The 17437-nt window shown below is 33.1% G+C and carries 18 protein-coding genes; 1 reads left to right on the top strand and 17 read right to left on the bottom strand.

The window, feature by feature from the left end:
• Window positions 1–232 precede the first annotated feature (232 nt).
• The 5 genes from VHP32_06605 to VHP32_06585 all read right to left on the bottom strand — a co-directional run bounded on the left by VHP32_06605 (window position 233) and on the right by VHP32_06585 (window position 3569).
• Window positions 233–976 (bottom strand): hypothetical protein, encoded by a 744-nt coding sequence (locus tag VHP32_06605; GenBank protein HEX2787560.1) that lies wholly within the window; start codon window positions 974–976, stop codon window positions 233–235.
• The gene (locus VHP32_06600; GenBank protein ID HEX2787559.1) at window positions 973–1797 is read right to left on the bottom strand and encodes a ThiF family adenylyltransferase; all 825 of its coding nucleotides are present in this window, start codon (window positions 1795–1797) and stop codon (window positions 973–975) included. Before VHP32_06600 ends, VHP32_06605 begins: the two co-directional genes overlap by 4 nt.
• 49 nt (window positions 1798–1846) lie before the next feature.
• On the bottom strand, window positions 1847–2734 hold the full coding sequence (locus tag VHP32_06595) for a hypothetical protein (GenBank protein ID HEX2787558.1): 888 nt from the start codon (window positions 2732–2734) through the stop codon (window positions 1847–1849).
• Between the two features lie 129 nt (window positions 2735–2863).
• A complete protein-coding gene (locus VHP32_06590) occupies window positions 2864–3139 on the bottom strand; it encodes a hypothetical protein (protein HEX2787557.1) in 276 nt (91 codons plus the stop codon).
• Between the two features lie 100 nt (window positions 3140–3239).
• Window positions 3240–3569 (bottom strand): hypothetical protein, encoded by a 330-nt coding sequence (locus VHP32_06585; GenBank protein HEX2787556.1) that lies wholly within the window; start codon window positions 3567–3569, stop codon window positions 3240–3242.
• Between the two features lie 574 nt (window positions 3570–4143).
• Here VHP32_06585 and VHP32_06580 point away from each other — a divergent pair.
• Entirely contained in the window at window positions 4144–5631 is a 1488-nt protein-coding gene (locus VHP32_06580) for a hypothetical protein (GenBank protein HEX2787555.1), read from the top strand.
• A 315-nt stretch (window positions 5632–5946) separates the two neighbouring features.
• Here the strand turns inward: VHP32_06580 and VHP32_06575 are convergent, their stop codons facing one another.
• The 12 genes from VHP32_06575 to VHP32_06520 form a co-directional block, all read right to left on the bottom strand.
• Entirely contained in the window at window positions 5947–6204 is a 258-nt protein-coding gene (locus VHP32_06575) for a thioredoxin family protein (GenBank protein ID HEX2787554.1), read from the bottom strand.
• A 70-nt stretch (window positions 6205–6274) separates the two neighbouring features.
• A complete protein-coding gene (locus VHP32_06570; protein HEX2787553.1) occupies window positions 6275–6649 on the bottom strand; it encodes a DUF305 domain-containing protein in 375 nt (124 codons plus the stop codon).
• Window positions 6650–6758: 109 nt separating this feature from the next.
• Window positions 6759–8063 carry a hypothetical protein gene (locus tag VHP32_06565; protein HEX2787552.1) on the bottom strand — a complete coding sequence of 435 codons (1305 nt, stop codon included), beginning with the start codon at window positions 8061–8063 and terminating at the stop codon, window positions 6759–6761.
• Window positions 8064–8148: 85 nt separating this feature from the next.
• The gene (locus tag VHP32_06560; GenBank protein ID HEX2787551.1) at window positions 8149–8889 is read right to left on the bottom strand and encodes a MauE/DoxX family redox-associated membrane protein; all 741 of its coding nucleotides are present in this window, start codon (window positions 8887–8889) and stop codon (window positions 8149–8151) included.
• 92 nt (window positions 8890–8981) lie between these two features.
• A complete protein-coding gene (locus VHP32_06555; GenBank protein ID HEX2787550.1) occupies window positions 8982–9563 on the bottom strand; it encodes an AraC family transcriptional regulator in 582 nt (193 codons plus the stop codon).
• 20 nt (window positions 9564–9583) lie between these two features.
• The gene (locus tag VHP32_06550; GenBank protein ID HEX2787549.1) at window positions 9584–12808 is read right to left on the bottom strand and encodes a CusA/CzcA family heavy metal efflux RND transporter; all 3225 of its coding nucleotides are present in this window, start codon (window positions 12806–12808) and stop codon (window positions 9584–9586) included.
• A 5-nt stretch (window positions 12809–12813) separates the two neighbouring features.
• Window positions 12814–13014 carry a GDCCVxC domain-containing (seleno)protein gene (locus tag VHP32_06545; protein HEX2787548.1) on the bottom strand — a complete coding sequence of 67 codons (201 nt, stop codon included), beginning with the start codon at window positions 13012–13014 and terminating at the stop codon, window positions 12814–12816.
• Window positions 13015–13122: 108 nt separating this feature from the next.
• Window positions 13123–15075: a copper-translocating P-type ATPase gene (locus VHP32_06540; protein HEX2787547.1), complete on the bottom strand. Its 1953-nt coding sequence runs from the start codon at window positions 15073–15075 to the stop codon at window positions 13123–13125.
• A gap of 55 nt (window positions 15076–15130) precedes the next feature.
• Window positions 15131–15820, bottom strand: coding sequence for a lycopene cyclase domain-containing protein (locus VHP32_06535; protein HEX2787546.1), 690 nt, complete (start codon window positions 15818–15820; stop codon window positions 15131–15133).
• A gap of 11 nt (window positions 15821–15831) precedes the next feature.
• Entirely contained in the window at window positions 15832–16104 is a 273-nt protein-coding gene (locus VHP32_06530; GenBank protein HEX2787545.1) for a DUF5676 family membrane protein, read from the bottom strand.
• 1 nt (window position 16105) lies between these two features.
• Window positions 16106–16300 carry a hypothetical protein gene (locus VHP32_06525; protein HEX2787544.1) on the bottom strand — a complete coding sequence of 65 codons (195 nt, stop codon included), beginning with the start codon at window positions 16298–16300 and terminating at the stop codon, window positions 16106–16108.
• A gap of 41 nt (window positions 16301–16341) precedes the next feature.
• Complete coding sequence (locus VHP32_06520; GenBank protein ID HEX2787543.1) at window positions 16342–17409, bottom strand: YncE family protein; 1068 nt, start codon at window positions 17407–17409, stop codon at window positions 16342–16344.
• Between the last annotated feature and the right edge of the window lie 28 nt (window positions 17410–17437).

Below are 17437 nucleotides of genomic sequence, written 5' to 3'. Positions count from 1 at the left end.
CCGATTCAAGTAATTTTATTTTTAAATGTTCTTTTAATGAGTTAATCATGTGTTATTTCCGTTTTAGTTTTCTTAAAATTATTTTTAACAGGTCCATTCCGACTGCTTTGATTAGTTCTTTAAGTATTTTTCTCAACATAAATATAATTCTCCGGTTAAGTTTGATTGATTTGTTGTTAAAAAATGTATGAGTTTGATTTAACCCGGCGGGGGTTTATTCTATTATATTGTGTTATCCGATAATTTCACCGCTCATCAATGCTTCTTCCATCATGTCCATTCTGCTTTTAAGTTCCATTATTTCCCACATAACATCATCATTATCTATGTATGAGCTTCTGAAATTATCTTTTCTGTGCTTGTAATCTCTTCTTCTGTCAGATTTTATGCTGAATTCTTTTTCGATTATGCCTGCGCATTCAATGTTTGATATGTCAATTGATCCAATTCCGTAGTCTATAATTGATTCAACAGGTAATGGAATAATGCTTTCTTCTACTTTCATGTTATAAATGCCGTTAACAAATCCATCTTTTTTAGTAAAGAGAAGGCTTAGTTCAAAGTTTTGGTTAATATAGCTATGGTCTGTTCCTGAAAAACTGTTAAGTCCGTCCGGATGTCTGTGTATTACAACATTATGGCTGAACTTATCCGGCATGTAATCGATAGAACCTGATGTTACTTTCTGTTTTGGAATGTAATAATACTCTGCAAGCTTTAGTTCATTTAAGTTTTCTTTACTCAGTATGTCCGTTACAATAGAAAATTCGTTATCATCAACCATTCTTGAGATGTGGTTGCATATTATCAAGAGTTTTACTGGTATAATAACTTTGACGGAACGGATGATGTTAATATCTGAATCCCAACCGGAGTCTTTCGGCTTATCAGGTGGAGGGAAGAGCTCTTTATTGCCGGATTTTGTGTCTGATCTAGTTAAGTTACTGCTATCATCATTCAAAAATATGTTTTTCATTGCTTGTCTCCTTTATAGTTCTTGAGAAGATGTTTGATATTAAAGTTAATGCATATATTTTGATTGCAATCTACAAGCAGCATTTCAATAACTGCCATTGCTGCAAGCATCTGAGGAGTAGCAAACAGACTTGAAACAATAGAATAACAACCGTCTTCACCCCATCTGCCGCGGTTAAATTCATTTATGAGAATGGTACCAAATACTCCATCATATCCGCATTTGCAATAGGGTATATGTAATTTATTCATTTCAATTACGTGAAGCTCAGCGGGAGTTCGGTGTTTATTATTCGGAATGTTTCTGTATTCTTCATCTGTCATTGTCATGCTAGGAGCACCGGGTATTCTGTATATAGTTCCTTCTTCATTATCCGGCAGGTTAAATGGGATTTTATCAATTTCTTCTAATCCCAAAGATACTTTATTTCTTAAGTCTTCGATAATCCTGCGCGTTGCAAGATTATCCGTGCAGTCGAATATGTAATCAACTTCATACTTATTTAAATGAGATGAATTGAAGTAATCATTTATAGTAATAATGATTGTATCAGGTCTTCTTTCATTTATTTGTTCTTCAATTACTTCGGTTTTCTTTCTATTTATATCACTTAACCTGAAGAAAGTCCTGTTTAGATTAGATGCTTCGATGTTATCAGGGTCAATAAGAATAAGAGTTCCTATTCCTATGAGTGCCAAATCCAGGGCAAGCCAGCTTCCGACTCCGCCGAGACCAATTACCATTGCGCTTTTCTTTGGAAAGTCTGCAAAGTTCAGTTGTCTTTTGTAAATATCTTCTGTTATTGATGTTATTTCTGACATGTTTATTTTTTTTTAATTGTTAAATTAGGTTTAAAACTTGTTAATAGTTTTATTCATTGCTTGACCATACAGCCTCTCTTCCGCCTTCAACTTTAGAATATGTACCTCTTGGCTGTTCATACGCAGATGTAAGGTTCATTATTTCATATGTCCGGCAGATTTCATTCAAAAGAGAAATTAAGCTTTCAGGATTATTAAGGTTTATTTCTCTGTCTTCGAGGTCTCCGCTGCATACAGTAGTTAGTCCGTTTCCGTCTTGGGCATTCGGATGTCTTCCTTCCGTATTAAGCATTATTGTTCCTAAAGTGATTTTAGGATGCATAAGATTGACATAAATGCTTTTTATCTTACAGACATGCTCGTCATATTCGACAATGTATTCATCTTGTTCTTCGGAAGTACCTGTATCCTGAATACCTATGGTCACTTCATATGGATCTTCATAATATTTATATGCCCACACAACTGAATCTTTCATTACAAGACAGTAGCCTGCGCTGTTTAATTTTTGGATAAGATTAATAAGCGGCTGTCCGAATGTTTCTTTTTGTCGTATAGACTGCAGGTTAAAGAGCTCGGTTTGATATTTTTCCCTAATTGTATTTACAATAACCTGTAATTCATTTTTGAATACTGTCTTCAGCTGCTTAACACTTTTTAAGAAGTCTATATCAGATTCAATTTTGATTTCCTTTATTGTTACCTTTTCCTGTTTTGAGTCTTCGAGCCTGCCGTAGAACTCGTCAAGATTAACAATGGATTCTATTTCATTGATAAGTGTTTCTGTTGATTTGATGCTGCACGCCGGTGTATTATCCTCATTTAGATTGTTTAAATCAGAGTTGTTAATCCTTTTTATGAATGTCTGAATGGAGGCTGGCGGGAACAACTCCAAACTTCCTGGCGAATGCCCATTAGTTGATATGTTTTCTGACATACTTTTTATTTAGTTGCTAAATAGAAAAGGGAAATCTCATATTCCGATCATTTTTAACTTTTAATCCACATTTATAAAGAGCAAAAACACACTATGGAATATTTTATTAAGATTTCCCTTTAAATGTTTTTAAATATTTACTTCCGCGGCGACATTGAATCTGATAATGCTCAGGTCTCCTTCGAAGCTTCCATTTTGAATATCTTGAGGACTGATATTCTTATTATTGCTGTCGAAGATATCAAACTTTCCAATTGAGTTCTCTCTTGCGATCTGCTTGACTCTTTCGGCTAACTGAACTCCTGAGAGTCCTGTTACGTCATAATCGTTTGAATTGCATACTACTTTTGTTTTCTGGTTTGTTTCTACTGGCTGTGTTGAACCGTTTGTGTTTGAATTCCACATTTTAGTTTTCCTTTTGATTTTATTGAATGAGTTTTAATAATAGATAAGTTAACTGCGATTAATAAATACAGGTTAACACTTTTATTTATTTAAGTATGAGCTATGCTTCAGGTTGAAGCGCAGGCAGGTCTTCAAGGAATGTTGAACTTACTGATACCGGTACATTGAATGCTGAATGAGACTCATGATAAGTGTTCCGCGAAGGTACGAGATGATCAGGAACATCTTCTTCGTAAAGCTCGATCGTCATGTCGCTGTAATTATATTCAGTGGAGCCTGTATCATCAGAATCTCTGTAATCTTCTTCATGCAAGTAATCTTCCTCGTTAGCCATGTCCTCAGCTTCATCTTGGTCTTCTGCATATACAAATCCTGTTTTTTCTCCGTATGTTGCATACTGATAAGGAAGTACTACTCGATATTTGTTCATAAGTTGTTTTTTAGATTTGCGGCGGATTTTGAATTAGACTGACTTTCAATAGTTAAAGCTGACCGCAGAATTTTATCAACTATCTTAGTCATTGGTTTTTTAATTTCCAATGACCTGCGTTTGATGATTGGAATTAAGTCTTCGCTTATTTTTGGTGAATACAATTTGTTGTCTCCATTTAAGTTTACTAAAATGATTGATTTATTTCTTGAGTATATTATACCATGATTATGTTAAATATTTAAATATCTATTTTAATTGAAATTGGAAGGAGTTATTTTTATAGCATAAGAAGTACTGTTCTTTATATTTATTTGAACGAAAGTTTGGACGAACTTTCGCCACGTTTTGAATCGAAATCTGGTAAATTTTAGCAAGCAAAACGGACGAAGGGTAGTCCCATTAAATTGGGACGCGCCTTTATGTCTTGCTTGCGGGCTTACCAGAGCCTCGATTTGGGACGTAATAGGTTGCGTCCCTTTTTTATTTTTAAACTAATTAAGGGATAATATTCATGTAAGCTCAATCATTAAACAAAGCAACTAAAATGAAAACATCCCTTAAATTATTCTGTTTGTTAATTTGTATCATATTCGTTTCCTGCAGCATTGATGAGGATAATATAAATGATTGGATTAATGACAATAACAATAAACAATTATTACGATTTGTTGAAAGTAACATCCGAGATACTAATAAAACATCTCTTGTAAAACTTGCAATAGAAGGAATTACAAAGAATAAAGATTCGGTCGGAGTTAAGTATTTAGATTCGCTATTAATGTACGAAATTGTAAGTTCTGAAATGTATACTATAATTCTCAAAGCTTTTAACCACTATAAAGTTCCGCCGCGAAACCTTGAATTATTTATAAAGAAGTATTTGAATAAGGCAAGTTCAGTTGTATACGATTATTCTGATCAATTACCTGAATTTCGTGGAATCATTATTAAGTCCGACAGCGCCGTTTTCTTTAAAACATATCCTAAATTAATAAATAGAAATGTTGATGCCGGTAAACTTATAGCATTATCAGACTTGTTTAAGGAATACTGCATATCAAATAATTTGTACGAAAATATCAAGAACTCAAAATATCAGTTTATATTGGATTTATCTTTAATTGCAGGGCAGCTTAAATGGGCAGAGTATAATGTCAATACCCGCGATGAACAAATTGGAAAAATAACTAAAGAAATAAATGATCTTGAAGATTATTTTAGCTATAAAAAGCTTTATACAATTAGGGGTTATATTGTAAGCAAGCTTACTGATGACAGATATGAAATATCCTTTGGATACGGAGCAAATCATATATTGGAAACCACAAACACCGAGTATACTTCAAGGGGTTTATTTTCGAAACGTGTTTGGAAAGACACCGATGACTATGTTGAATATGAAGATAATTATGGTTTTACCAAAAAGGCATATGTATATATCGAAGCCACAAAGGATGAGATTCAGGAGTATAATGAGAGGTCAAAAAAATTAAATAACCTCAGAAACCAACTATACAGTTTAGACGATGAATATTATCTTAACAAAGGTAAAATAGAAATATTAAAATCACAGATTAAACGAAACATTGAACAATTTGAAGCTGATGTGATACCAACAGCGATTAATGATTCAACTATGAGAGGTATGAGTTATATGAACGGAGATACTTCGGATAAAGATATAGTTAAAAATATTATTACTGAGTGGATTCAGGCGACGAATAATAAAGAACCTGCTATAAATAAATTCTATGCTAACAATGTTAGTTATTATTCATGGGGGAATGTTTCGAAGAATAAGCTTATGAGTGACAAGAAAGATTTCTTTAAAAAATGGAATTACATAAAGCTAAATATAAGCAATATTAACTGTTCACAGATAAATATAGATGAATATAATTGTAAATATGATAAGGAGTTTGACTGTAAAAACTATTCGAATGGTAAAGAATATAATGGTAAGGTTGCTTCTATCTTAACATTTAAAAAAATTGATAACAATTGGTTTATAATTAAAGAAACTGATGAAAAAACATATTTTATCGACAAGAATTGGTAAAACAGAAGGATTACAAAAACCGGTAGATTAGTGCTGCCGGACAGGTTATTAATCTTACCGTAAGGTATAACGCCAAAAGTATCATTCGAATAAACAATTTGTGAGGAAGTTCTGTAAAAGCTGAATGTTTGAGATTGTAAATTAATAAAGCTAATTAAAAAAGAACTAAAGTTATATAATACTTCATAATATTGCTGACTTTTTACTAACTAACGTTATTAAAAAATATATTATTTAAACGAGATTGGCAATATATTATGAGTTTTTATATTCAATGCTATTATGAATTATGTCTTAAATTTTCTTAACTTGAGTTTAACTTCCTAATCCAAGATTTTTTAATACTTCAATATCAATTCCTCCGTTTTCACAACATGATGCTAATTTACCATCTATTGCTACTGACGGAACATGCTTAACATTGTATTCTCTGCTCTTTGTTAAGGCATCCTTATCTTCTTTTATGTTCAGCACTTCAATGTCGCAATTTTGACATGCTTCTGTTTTAATTCTTTTAACTGTTTCAATACAAATTGGACAGTCCGAAACGAATACTTCAATTTTTCTTTTCATTGTAATTATTTTAAGGTTTTTAATGAACACTTGGAAACATTTAAAAACGTAATTAGAAATAGCCTTTAATTTATTGATCTAATCTATTTAATATAGCTTTCATTTGTTCAATTTCTGCTTCCTGGCTTATTTTAATTTGTCTGCATAATTCCTGTATTTCCGGATCCTGAATAGAGCTTTTATCACACATTAGAATTGCACCTGCATGATGTGGAATCATTGACCTTAAAAATTGTTTATCTCCAATGGCTGTCTGCTGCCGTATAAAAAGAAAGCATCCCGCCAATAGAAAGACACTAAACACAAGAATAATAAGGTTCCATCTTTTATTTTTATACATAGTCCGCATTAACAATATTTCAATAATTATCATTGATGCTGTCATTAAACCTGCCATATATACTTGGTTTAAATTTGAATAAACATTTGTAAAGGTGTCTACCATAGCATACATAAATACATACATTGAAATAAATGACAGAAAAATCATTATAATCAAAGAGACGTAATGTTTTTTACTCATATTTGTTTCCATATTCATATATTTTTAATTATTAGTGATGATTTGGCATATTACTTTTATTGCTTATAAGCGGAGGAGAAATTTTAAAATAGACCTGAGCGGAAATTGGATTTGCTCCATAAATAGTTTTCAAATCTCCCGGTGTAAAATATACACTTCCCTGAATGCCCAATGACAAATTCAAATTGTTAAATTGCATAATTGCATAATTAGCTCCAATCGTCAAAGCAGTTATATTAAATTTTGCATCATGGTCAAACCCACTTAAGTTTAATTCTTCTGGATCCTTTTGAACAAACTCATACCTATTATAAAGATTTAATCTATTTAATTGTAAATTGCTTTCCAACAAAAATGAATGTTCTTTATGATTGTCTCCTTTATCATTAAGCCCCCATGCAATAGTTGAATTAAGTTTTCCTAATGAAGGGAAATTATAACTATGTATTATTGATGCCGTGGTTCTATGCAGGTTTATATCCGGTTCAATTGCTTCAGGGCTTTTAATAAAAGCATATGATACTTGCAATGCAAGATTTGGAGTGAGATTAATTGATATACGTCCTGAATAACTGTTAAAGTGCGGTTTGTCTAAATTATATCTGTTTTCATCAGGCTCCCTTCCTGAGAAAATGGAACCTTCTAATTTAAATTGCTTATATCTAATTCCTAATGTACCAACTCCAAAAGTGATATGAGTTGCATCCTGCCAGTGATGCGACAAGGGAGCATCCGGATTGTTAAAACTTGATATCCTATGCATGAAAGCAACTGGTCCTAATGCAGGTTCTCCGGGATACCCTATATAACCTGTAATGTCAATTTCTTTATTAATTCTTTGAGTGTATGCAATGCTCAGCTCTGAAAAAAGATCATGTGGATGCTGTCTGTCTACTAGTCTTTCTCCATTCCATGTTTCCCCCGACTGAAACAAAAGCGGATAACCGTTGCCGTTCTCTGTTAAACGGTCAAGCGACATCATTAAGCTGGTTTTGAACAACCCATCTGAGCCAATTTTCTTTTGAGCCATACCCATGAACCAGTTTGGTGCATCCCACATACTTGCACCACGTGAACCTTCTTTTGTTATGTCTGTACTTGTGTATCTTAAAAAAATATTTCCATGAAACATTAATATCCAGTTATCAGTATGAACCATATATCCGTAAATTGGAGACTCGTCGGGAAGCCATGCTGTTCCGGAGCCATTTCTATTCATTGGAAGGCTTAATGAAAACATATGAGACATTTCTTGTTGCATGTCCAGAGAATCTTTTTCCAAAGGCATTTCTTGTATATCATTTTTTACAGTATCCATACTTTTTGTTGTGTCCATACCGTGATGTTCATGCTGAGCAAAAGCTTGAATTGAAATAAATAACAAAATTACTGAAATTATAATTGTTTTCATGTTTTTTGATTTAAATTAATATTAGCATTATCGCTGACATGGTGACCATTAGCAAATCTTCAATAATTGTAACTGTTGACATTGGTAAATTAAACACCGTTCCTAAACATGCACATTGAATTTTGTTTTTCTTTAAAACACTTTCAATAACACCTATTGAACTTACAGCCATTACTATAAAAGTAATTGAATTTGTAATAAAAGGTAAAAATGAACTTAAAAATGCAATTCCAAGAAAAAGTTCAATAAAGGGATAGATGTATCCGTAGGGATTCCATTTTTTTGCTATAATATCATAAGATGAATATGCATTTGCAAAGCCTTCTAAATTTAAAAGTTTAAAAAACGAGAATGTTATAAAGAATCCTCCCATAAAATTATTCATAAAAGTCATTGCAGAAAAATATCCCTTATGAAACTCACCTAAGAAAACGAGTCCCAGTAAATAAACAAAAATCAAAATTATAGGTTTATAGGTTAAAAACTTACTTTCCGACTCGGTTTCAGCTAATACTTCTGTTAATATAGAAGTACCGTTTGTATGAATTTCTTGTAAAGAATAATTACCTATTTTACTTAACATTAAATTTAGCTTTACAGTGTCCACATGTTCTGACATTGATATTTCTGCCTGCGGAGGATTTAAAGAAACTTTGGCGGAAGTAATTCCGGTAGTATTAATTAATTGGTTCTCTATTTTACTAACACATGAATTACAACTCATTCCTTGTATTTTATATGTATGTTTCATTTTAGTATCATAAATTTGTTAAGTTACTATACAAAATTATGAAATGTCAATCTCATAACTGTTATAAAATTCCTAAAATGATTTATAAAATTTCAAGAATTTGAAAGATGATCTAAAGGTTTTCTCCGGTTCCCTGCATTTAACTTGAATTGGGATGGAGTAAGACCTGTTATATTCTTAAATTGGCTGGATAAATGCTGAACACTGCTATAACATAAATTAAAAGCTATTTCACCTAAAGATAATTCATCATAGACCAATAATTCTTTCACTTTTTCAATTTTTTGCAATATTATAAATTTTTCAATTGTAATACTTTCTATTGAAGAATAAAGATTACTTAAATAATTATAATCTAAATTTAATTTACGCGATAAATAATCGGAATACTTTTCCATTTCTCGTTTATCACTATTATTGTGGTGAACTTGATTTATTATAACATTGTTTATTTGTTCTACAATCTGACTTCTTTTCTCATCGAGAAGTTCAAAACCATTTGTCAACAATACTTGTTTTATTTTATCCAACTGAATTGCGTCAGGTTTGGTCTTTAACACTGCATATCCTAAATCAATTTCCAAAATTTCTATTCCAAGATTTTCTAATTCGTTTTTGACAACGTTTATACATCTTTGACAAACCATATTTTTTATATAAAACTTCTCTTTCATAAAAAATTTAGATATTATTATTAATGAATCAAGAATTTGGCCATATCGGATTTATGCAGCTTACCTTTTTTATTTAAATAAACTTTAATCATTACAAATATTATCGGAGTAACGAAAAGGACATGTATGGCAGAGGTTATAACTCCTCCAATCATAGGAACGGCAATCGGCTTTGCTAAATCTGAACCTGTTCCCGTTGCCCACATTATCGGAATTAAGCCTAAAAGATTTACAGCTACCGTCATAAGTTTCGGACGCAGTCTTAATATAGCACCGTCTTTCGTGGCATCAATAATGTCCTTGGTTGTGACTTTATCATTTTTTTCAATTAGTTTCTTATCGAGAGCTTCGTGTAAGTATATTACCATCACAACTCCGGTTTCAACTGCCAAGCCATACAAAGCAATAAAACCAACCCATACAGCAACCGAGAAATTATAATCAAGTATTACCATCAAATAAACTCCTCCAATTAAGGCAAATGGAACTGACAGCATTACAAGAAGTGACTCAAGAAAATTTTTAAACACCATGTACAGCATTATGAAGATAATAATGAAAACTATAGGCATTACAATTTGCAATCGTTCTTTAGCTCTTATTTGGTTTTCCCATTGTCCGCTCCATACATAGTAATAACCCTTGGGCAAATTAGGAGCAAATTCTTTATTTAAAACTTCCTTTGCATCCTCGACAAAACTTCCCATATCCCGGTCTCTGACATTAAGAAATACAATTGAACGAAGCATGTTGTTTTCGCTTGAAATCATGGGAGCCCCTGAAGTGATTTTTATATCGGCAAGCTCTCCAAGAGGCAATTGAAATTTTTTCACGGAACTGTTTATTGAAGAACCTTCGCTCATTTCACCTTCTCCGACGTTCATTGGAGAAGAACCAACTGTAACAAGAACATTTTTTAATTTATCTATATCTTCTCTATAATCCCTGAAATATCTGACTCTGATTGGAAACCTTCTTCTTCCCTCAATAGTTGTTGTAATATTTTCTCCGCCTATAGCGGTTTCAATCACATCATGAACATCTCCAATATTAAGTCCGTATCTTGAGATAGCTTCCCTGTTTATATTAATATCAATATATTTTCCCCCTTGGGTTCGTTCTGCAAAAACATCAGCTGCTCCGTTAACATTTTTGACAATTCCTTCAACTTCAACGGCGAGCCTTTCAAGTGTGTCAAGATTATCTCCAAATATTTTAATTCCCAAATCTGTTCTTACACCAGTAGCCAGCATGTTTATCCTGTTAATTATAGGTTGAGTCCAGGCATTTCCTACGCCGGGTATCTGAAGCTTTGAATTAAGCTCATTAATAATATCATTTTTGGTTAAACCTTCTCTCCATTCAGATTTATCCTTCAGGATAATTATTGTCTCAATCATATTCATGGGCGCAGGATCAGTAGGAGTATCAGCTCTTCCAACTTTGCCCAGAACATGCGCAACTTCGGGAACCGACTTTATAATTTTATCCTGTACTTGCATAATTCTTTTTGCTTCAGTTACCGAAACATTAGGAAGTGTTGTCGGCATAAAAAGCAAACTTCCCTCATCTAAGGAAGGCATGAATTCAGATCCTCTGTTAAGTATAAGAGGAATTGTTATTAATAGTGCCAGTATGTTTAGGGTAAGAGTAATTTTTCTATATTTTAATGCTAAATTAAGAGCGGGTCTATACAATCTTTGAAAAAACTTTGAAACAGGATTCTGTTCCTCTGTATAAAACTTTCCACGCATAAAAAGAGTCATCAGGACAGGAACTAACGTTATTGTAATTAAGGCCGAACCGGCAAGCGCAAAAGTTTTTGTGAAAGCCAAAGGATGGAATAGCTTTCCTTCCTGACCTTCAAGCATAAAGACAGGAAGAAATGATACAACTATTATTCCAATTGAAAAAAATATAGCACGGCCAACCTGTTTTGCAGATAAGATTGAAATTTCAGTATAATTCACTTTTTCATTTTTCTCTGCTGCTTTAGCGAGATTTCTATATGCATTCTCAACCATTATAATGGAAGCATCAACCAGCACTCCTATTGAGATAATGAGACCTCCCAAGCTCATTATATTTGAGGTTATGTTAAACTGTTTCATTAAAATGAACGCTATGAGAATTGAAACAGGCATTTCAATCAAAATTCTTATTGCACTTCTGAAGTGAAATAAGAAAATCATTACAATTATGCTGACAACAATTGCTTCTTCTATTAACGAGTTTTTTAGCGTATTTATTGCGTTGTCAATCAATCCGCTTCTGTCGTAAGAAGTTTCAATTTTAACGCCTTCAGGAAGTCCTCTTTGTAATTCAATTAATTTTTCTTTAACTTTTTCAATTACTTCAGAAGCATTCTCACCATACCTCATAACAATAATACCGCCTACAACTTCACCTTCTCCGTTCATATCCAACAAGCCTCTCCTTGTGTCCCCACCAATTTGAACAGTCCCTACATCACTTATCCTGACCGGTATTCCAAATTCTGAATTTCTTATTGTTATGGTTTCTATATCATAAGCAGATTGTATATAACCTTTTCCTCTGACAAAGAACTCTTTATCGCTTGATTCAATATTTTTACCTCCTACATCTCTGTTGCTGTTTCTTATTGAAGAAACTATTTCATTTATGCCTATGCCATAAGACGCGAGCTTGTTGGGATCTATATCAACCTGATATTGCTTCACAAATCCACCAATTGAAGCAACTTCTGCAACTCCGGGTACAGACGTAAGCTGGTATTTTAAATAATAATCCTGTAGTGCTCTTAATTCACCTAAATCATACTTATCACTTGTAAGATGATACCAAAAAATATGACCTACCCCTGTTCCGTCCGGACCCATTACAGGAATTGTACCCTGTGGTAATAAGTTTTTTACTTGATTAAGCTTTTCAAGAACTCTGCTTCTTGCCCAATACACATCAGCTCTATCTTCAAATATTACATAAATAAAACTCATTCCAAACATAGACTGTGAACGCACAGCTTTTACATCAGGAATTCCTTGTAAACTTTGAGTTAGAGGATATGTGATCTGATCTTCAATTATTTGCGGACTTCTTCCCATCCATTCAGTAAAAACTATGACCTGATTCTCTGAGAGGTCAGGAATAGCATCTACCGGCGTATTATAAACACACCATATTCCATATCCTGCTATGAATAAATATAATATTAATATTAAAAATCTGTTTCGAGCTGAAAATTCTATTATTCGTTCAATCATGATTATTAATTATTATTTTGCATGGGTGGACATTTTACCGTTCCATAAGAGCAAAAAATGCAACAATCACCTTCTTTTGGTTTTACGAATGTATTACATTTTTCACAAACATAAAAATAAAGACACGAATGTTGCTGCATTATTTCTTCTTTTGAATAAGCACAATGAGGGCATGTAATTAATGATTTTAAAATTATTTTATTCATTAAATGTTTAATTATTTGATAGCAATATTTTGCTTTTATTGTTCGGCAAAATTAAACTCAAAATTCCATTCCGTAAATGTTCGGGAATTCACTTTAAATTTTCTTCAACTATATTTTTAAAAATTTTGCATTTATGGCAACTATTACTGTACTTAATGACATCAAAACAGCTCCGACCGCAGGGTTCAGTAAAATTCCAAATGAAAATAATACCCCGGCTGCTAAAGGAATCGCAAATATGTTATATCCCGTTGCCCATAATAAATTTTGAACCATCTTATTATATGTGGCATGGGATAGTTTAATGATTGATACAACATCTAAAGGATTACTTTTTATTAAAATGATATCCGCAGCTTCAATTGCCACGTCGGTTCCGGCTCCAATTGCAATACCTATATCTGCCTGTGCAAGCGCAGGTGCATCATTTACACCGTCCCCGGTCATTGCAACGGTTAAACCTCTCTCTTGAACCTCTTTAATTTTATTTACTTTGTCCTGCGGTAAAACTTCTGCAAAATATTCATCAAGTCCAATTTCTCTTGCAACCCACTCAGCCACTTTTTTATTATCTCCGGTTAGCATAATTGATTTAATTCCCATTTTTTTAAGTTCTTCAATTGCTAACTTAGATTCTTTTCTTATTATATCAGCAAGAGCAATTGCCCCGATTATAATATTTTCTTTTAAAACAAATACGACTGTTTTTCCTTCCTCAAAAAGTTTCGTTATTTCTTCATTATCATAAGAAATATTGTTTTCTTTCAGGAATCCCGGACTCACAATCTTAATTAAATCCCCATTAACTACACCCTCTGCTCCCTTTCCAACTATGGCTTTGAAATTATTAACCGCATACTTATCTTTTGACGCATCAGCGATTCCTTTAGCTATCGGATGTTCGGAGTATGATTCAATTGAACCCGCAAGTTTTATTAATTCTTCTTCATTAAAGTTTTTGCTCAATAAGATTATGTTTGTGATTCCAAACTTGCCTTCCGTTAAGGTTCCGGTTTTGTCAAAAACTATTGCCTGAATGTTTCTTGACTTTTCAAATGCTATTCTGTCTCTAATTAATAAACCATGTTGTGCGCCGATAGCAGTTGAAATAGCCACTACAAGAGGGACTGCCAATCCCAATGCATGTGGGCACGCAATAACCATTACCGTTACTGTCCGCTCCATTGCAAATGCAAAGCTCTGAGTCGAAAATGCAACCCATACAAAGAATGTTAATGCTCCACCAATAATGGCAACAATGGTAAGCCATAGAGCGGCTTTATTTGCCAGGTCTTGAGTTTTTGATTTGCTTTCTTGTGCCTGTTTTACAAGCTCTATTACCTGCGAAAGGAAAGAATCTTCCCCGGTTTTTTTTACTTCAATCGTAATTGAGCCTTCACCATTGATTGAACCGCCGATTACGTTTGCGCCGTCTGACTTTGAAACGGGCATGGATTCTCCCGTAAGCATAGATTCATTTACTGATGTTATACCTTTGATTACTATTCCGTCAGCAGGAATTTTCTCCCCGGGTTTTATCAATACTTTATCATCAATCTTAAGCTTGCTTAATGCAATATCAATAATGCTTCCATCTGGATTTATCTTATGCGCATCAGAGGGCATTAGCTTTGCCAATTCCTCAAGTGCCTTAGAAGCTCCCAATACGGATTTCATTTCAATCCAATGTCCTAAAAGCATTATGTCAATTAATGTTGCTAATTCCCAAAAAAGAATACTGCCATCAAATCCAAATATTACTAATGCGCTATAGATATATGCGACACTTATGGCTATTGCTATTAACGTCATCATTCCCGGTTGTTTTCCTTTTATCTCATGGATAAAACCTTTGAGAAAAGGAGCCCCGCCATAAAAATAAATAAATGATGAAAGCAGGAATAACACATAAAGATCTCCGGTGAACTTTAAACTTTCGCCAAGACCTAACCAATGCTGAATCATATGAGAAAGCAAAAGCACGGGTATAGTAGCAATCAGGCAAATAAAAAACCGCTTTTTAAAATCATCAATTGAATGACCTTCGTGCCTATTATGTATTTCTTGGTTTTTATGTTCTTTATGATTAGTATTCAAAATTTTTATTATTCCTTCTTTATTTATTATTTTTTAATTTATTCCACGAAAAATGCTCATATATACTTGACCAATACATCCCAAAAGTAAAACCCCAAGCAAGTTCTTCAACGGGAATACCAATTAAAAATATTCCTGATAGAGCTTTCAAATTCCAAACTAGTTGAACAAAACCCGGATACAATACATTGAGTATTTCAAAAAAGATAAAGTAATAGATTAAAAATAACAGACCTCCAACAATTATTTTAAATTTTAAATCCGGTCTGCAAATTAAAGCAGCAACTGCACCCAAAAACATAGCAATTATTCCGCAATAAATATGATTGAGGTCCGAGAATACAGCAAAAAGGAGGAATATTATAGCAGGTGATATTATGGCATATTGATGAAGTTTATGTTTTTGTTTCTCAATGTTATTAAACGGCTCATTACTGGATTTAAATATTAGCTTATATATAATTGACCCTATACCACCTACTGAAAATGTAAATATAAAACTTTCTATATCAAATCCGGTATTTGCCGCAAGATTAAAAAGCGATGGCGGATTCCAGTATTCCGGAACAAAGAGTGGCTCTGTGAATCCAAAAAGCATCGTCCATAAGCTAACCGTTAACATTTCTTTTCTATATTGCCTGTTAAGGGTGTAAATAATAACCCATACAAACAGAAAAATCAGCGACCATATTAACCATGCATATTGCATCGTAAATTACTTTAATTTTTTAGTGAAAAATTGTAAATCGCAGCTATGCATACTCCTACAAACCAACCCAGAATGAATGATTCAATTAGTCCTATAACAGCAATTCCGAAAGACATTGTTGGTTTTATAATAGTTGAAACATCAATGCCGTGTAATAAAGTATTAAAGAAAAATACCGTTTGTTCTTTGCCTAATATTGAGAGTAATATTGCACATCCTAAGTATAATAATCCTGATGTTGTGCCAAATGCCAAGCCGAATTTTTTAATATTAATTTTATACATTTTATTCTCCCGAATTATTTTGATTATTCTGATGAGTCCCGGTATGATGTCTCATCATTAATAAATGACACAAAAAAATTATTATAAGAAAAATTAATGTTGCTGTAGTCCCGTTTATATTAAAAACAGGCATTAGAAAAACTAAGAGAACCGGCAGAACGCATCCGATTAACATCCATATATGATGCTTTTCCATAAGTTTTTTGTTTAATTTTTGAAGTTATGCTAATTCATTTTTTAATTTATATATCTTATTAAAAGACCATTTGGTTTTCTTCCTACAGGAATGTCCATGATTTTTGTATGTGTCAGAACATCAATAACAGAAACTGTATTTGCCATTTGATTAGTTATATAAGCTTTGGAGCCATCATTAGTAAATGCTATTGCATGAGCCCCGGCTCCCACAGCAATACTACTAGGCATTTCCCATTGGTTATTCATTCGGTGAAAATATACAACCCTTCCTCCGTCACCGTCTGTTACCCAAAGTTCATCCGTTTGTTGGTTATATGCGGCAAACCCCGGCTTAAATCCAAGATTAACGGTTTCTTCAACCTGCAATGAAGCAACGTCAATTACACTTATGGTCATTCCTTCTTCATTATCAACATACATTTTATTGTTTGTCCCGGTCCACGCCCCAACAGGATTTGCGCCGACAATTAAAGTTGTTATAACAGTTTTTGTGCTGACATTTATTGCAGTAACATCATCGGAACCTCCGTTAGCAACAAAAGCAATAGATCCGTCTGCAGAAAAAGTAACCTCTGAAGGTTGTGAGCCGACGGTTATAGAATCTTTTAATAAATAAGTAGTTGCGCTATACATAAAAACTTTTCCGGAAGCGCTCATCATAGCGCTCCAGATTTCGGAACCATCAGGTGAAAATATAGCATTATGATTTATATGAGGAGTTATTTTATTTAATAATATAGAACCGTTTTGAGCATCTAAAATAACAATTCTGCCTTTTGAGGTATCGGAACCATGCCCTCCGTGTCCTCCGCTTAAATCTATTCCCGGAACACCTATTGCTAATTTTGTCTTAGCAGGATTTAAATATATATGGTGAGGCCATTTTATTTCATTCGCTGAAGTTCCAGCAAGTTGAATTGTGGCTTTAACCGTGTTTGAAGCAACTTCTATTATGGATAGTGAAGCATCTTCACCATTAACCACATAAACAGCATCATAATTGATATCAAGAGCTGTAGGTATGACTCCATTATCATTTTTACAACCAGTAAATACAACCAACACATATAAAATTACTGCCATCATAAAAAACTTTATTAATGTCATATAATTTCCTCCTCTGTGTTTAATTTAA

It is taken from the genome of Ignavibacteria bacterium (assembly GCA_036262055.1).
Lineage (GTDB): Bacteria > Bacteroidota > Ignavibacteria > Tepidaquicellales > Tepidaquicellaceae > DATAJP01.
The sequence above is the reverse complement of the archived record's forward strand: the minus strand, read 5'-3'. Positions and strand labels throughout refer to the sequence as shown.

What these genes read in the sequence shown, in the direction of transcription:
- VHP32_06525 (HEX2787544.1), bottom strand. Translation starts at nt 16,300, where the DNA reads ATGGAAAAGCATCATATATGGATGTTAATCGGATGCGTTCTGCCGGTT.
- VHP32_06560 (HEX2787551.1), bottom strand. Translation starts at nt 8,889, where the DNA reads ATGAAACATACATATAAAATACAAGGAATGAGTTGTAATTCATGTGTT.
- VHP32_06570 (HEX2787553.1), bottom strand. Translation starts at nt 6,649, where the DNA reads ATGGTAGACACCTTTACAAATGTTTATTCAAATTTAAACCAAGTATAT.
- VHP32_06550 (HEX2787549.1), bottom strand. Translation starts at nt 12,808, where the DNA reads ATGATTGAACGAATAATAGAATTTTCAGCTCGAAACAGATTTTTAATA.
- VHP32_06555 (HEX2787550.1), bottom strand. Translation starts at nt 9,563, where the DNA reads ATGAAAGAGAAGTTTTATATAAAAAATATGGTTTGTCAAAGATGTATA.
- VHP32_06530 (HEX2787545.1), bottom strand. Translation starts at nt 16,104, where the DNA reads ATGTATAAAATTAATATTAAAAAATTCGGCTTGGCATTTGGCACAACA.
- VHP32_06585 (HEX2787556.1), bottom strand. Translation starts at nt 3,569, where the DNA reads ATGAACAAATATCGAGTAGTACTTCCTTATCAGTATGCAACATACGGA.
- VHP32_06575 (HEX2787554.1), bottom strand. Translation starts at nt 6,204, where the DNA reads ATGAAAAGAAAAATTGAAGTATTCGTTTCGGACTGTCCAATTTGTATT.
- VHP32_06535 (HEX2787546.1), bottom strand. Translation starts at nt 15,820, where the DNA reads ATGCAATATGCATGGTTAATATGGTCGCTGATTTTTCTGTTTGTATGG.
- VHP32_06590 (HEX2787557.1), bottom strand. Translation starts at nt 3,139, where the DNA reads ATGTGGAATTCAAACACAAACGGTTCAACACAGCCAGTAGAAACAAAC.
- VHP32_06600 (HEX2787559.1), bottom strand. Translation starts at nt 1,797, where the DNA reads ATGTCAGAAATAACATCAATAACAGAAGATATTTACAAAAGACAACTG.
- VHP32_06565 (HEX2787552.1), bottom strand. Translation starts at nt 8,063, where the DNA reads ATGGACACAACAAAAAGTATGGATACTGTAAAAAATGATATACAAGAA.
- VHP32_06545 (HEX2787548.1), bottom strand. Translation starts at nt 13,014, where the DNA reads ATGAATAAAATAATTTTAAAATCATTAATTACATGCCCTCATTGTGCT.
- VHP32_06520 (HEX2787543.1), bottom strand. Translation starts at nt 17,409, where the DNA reads ATGACATTAATAAAGTTTTTTATGATGGCAGTAATTTTATATGTGTTG.
- VHP32_06605 (HEX2787560.1), bottom strand. Translation starts at nt 976, where the DNA reads ATGAAAAACATATTTTTGAATGATGATAGCAGTAACTTAACTAGATCA.
- VHP32_06595 (HEX2787558.1), bottom strand. Translation starts at nt 2,734, where the DNA reads ATGTCAGAAAACATATCAACTAATGGGCATTCGCCAGGAAGTTTGGAG.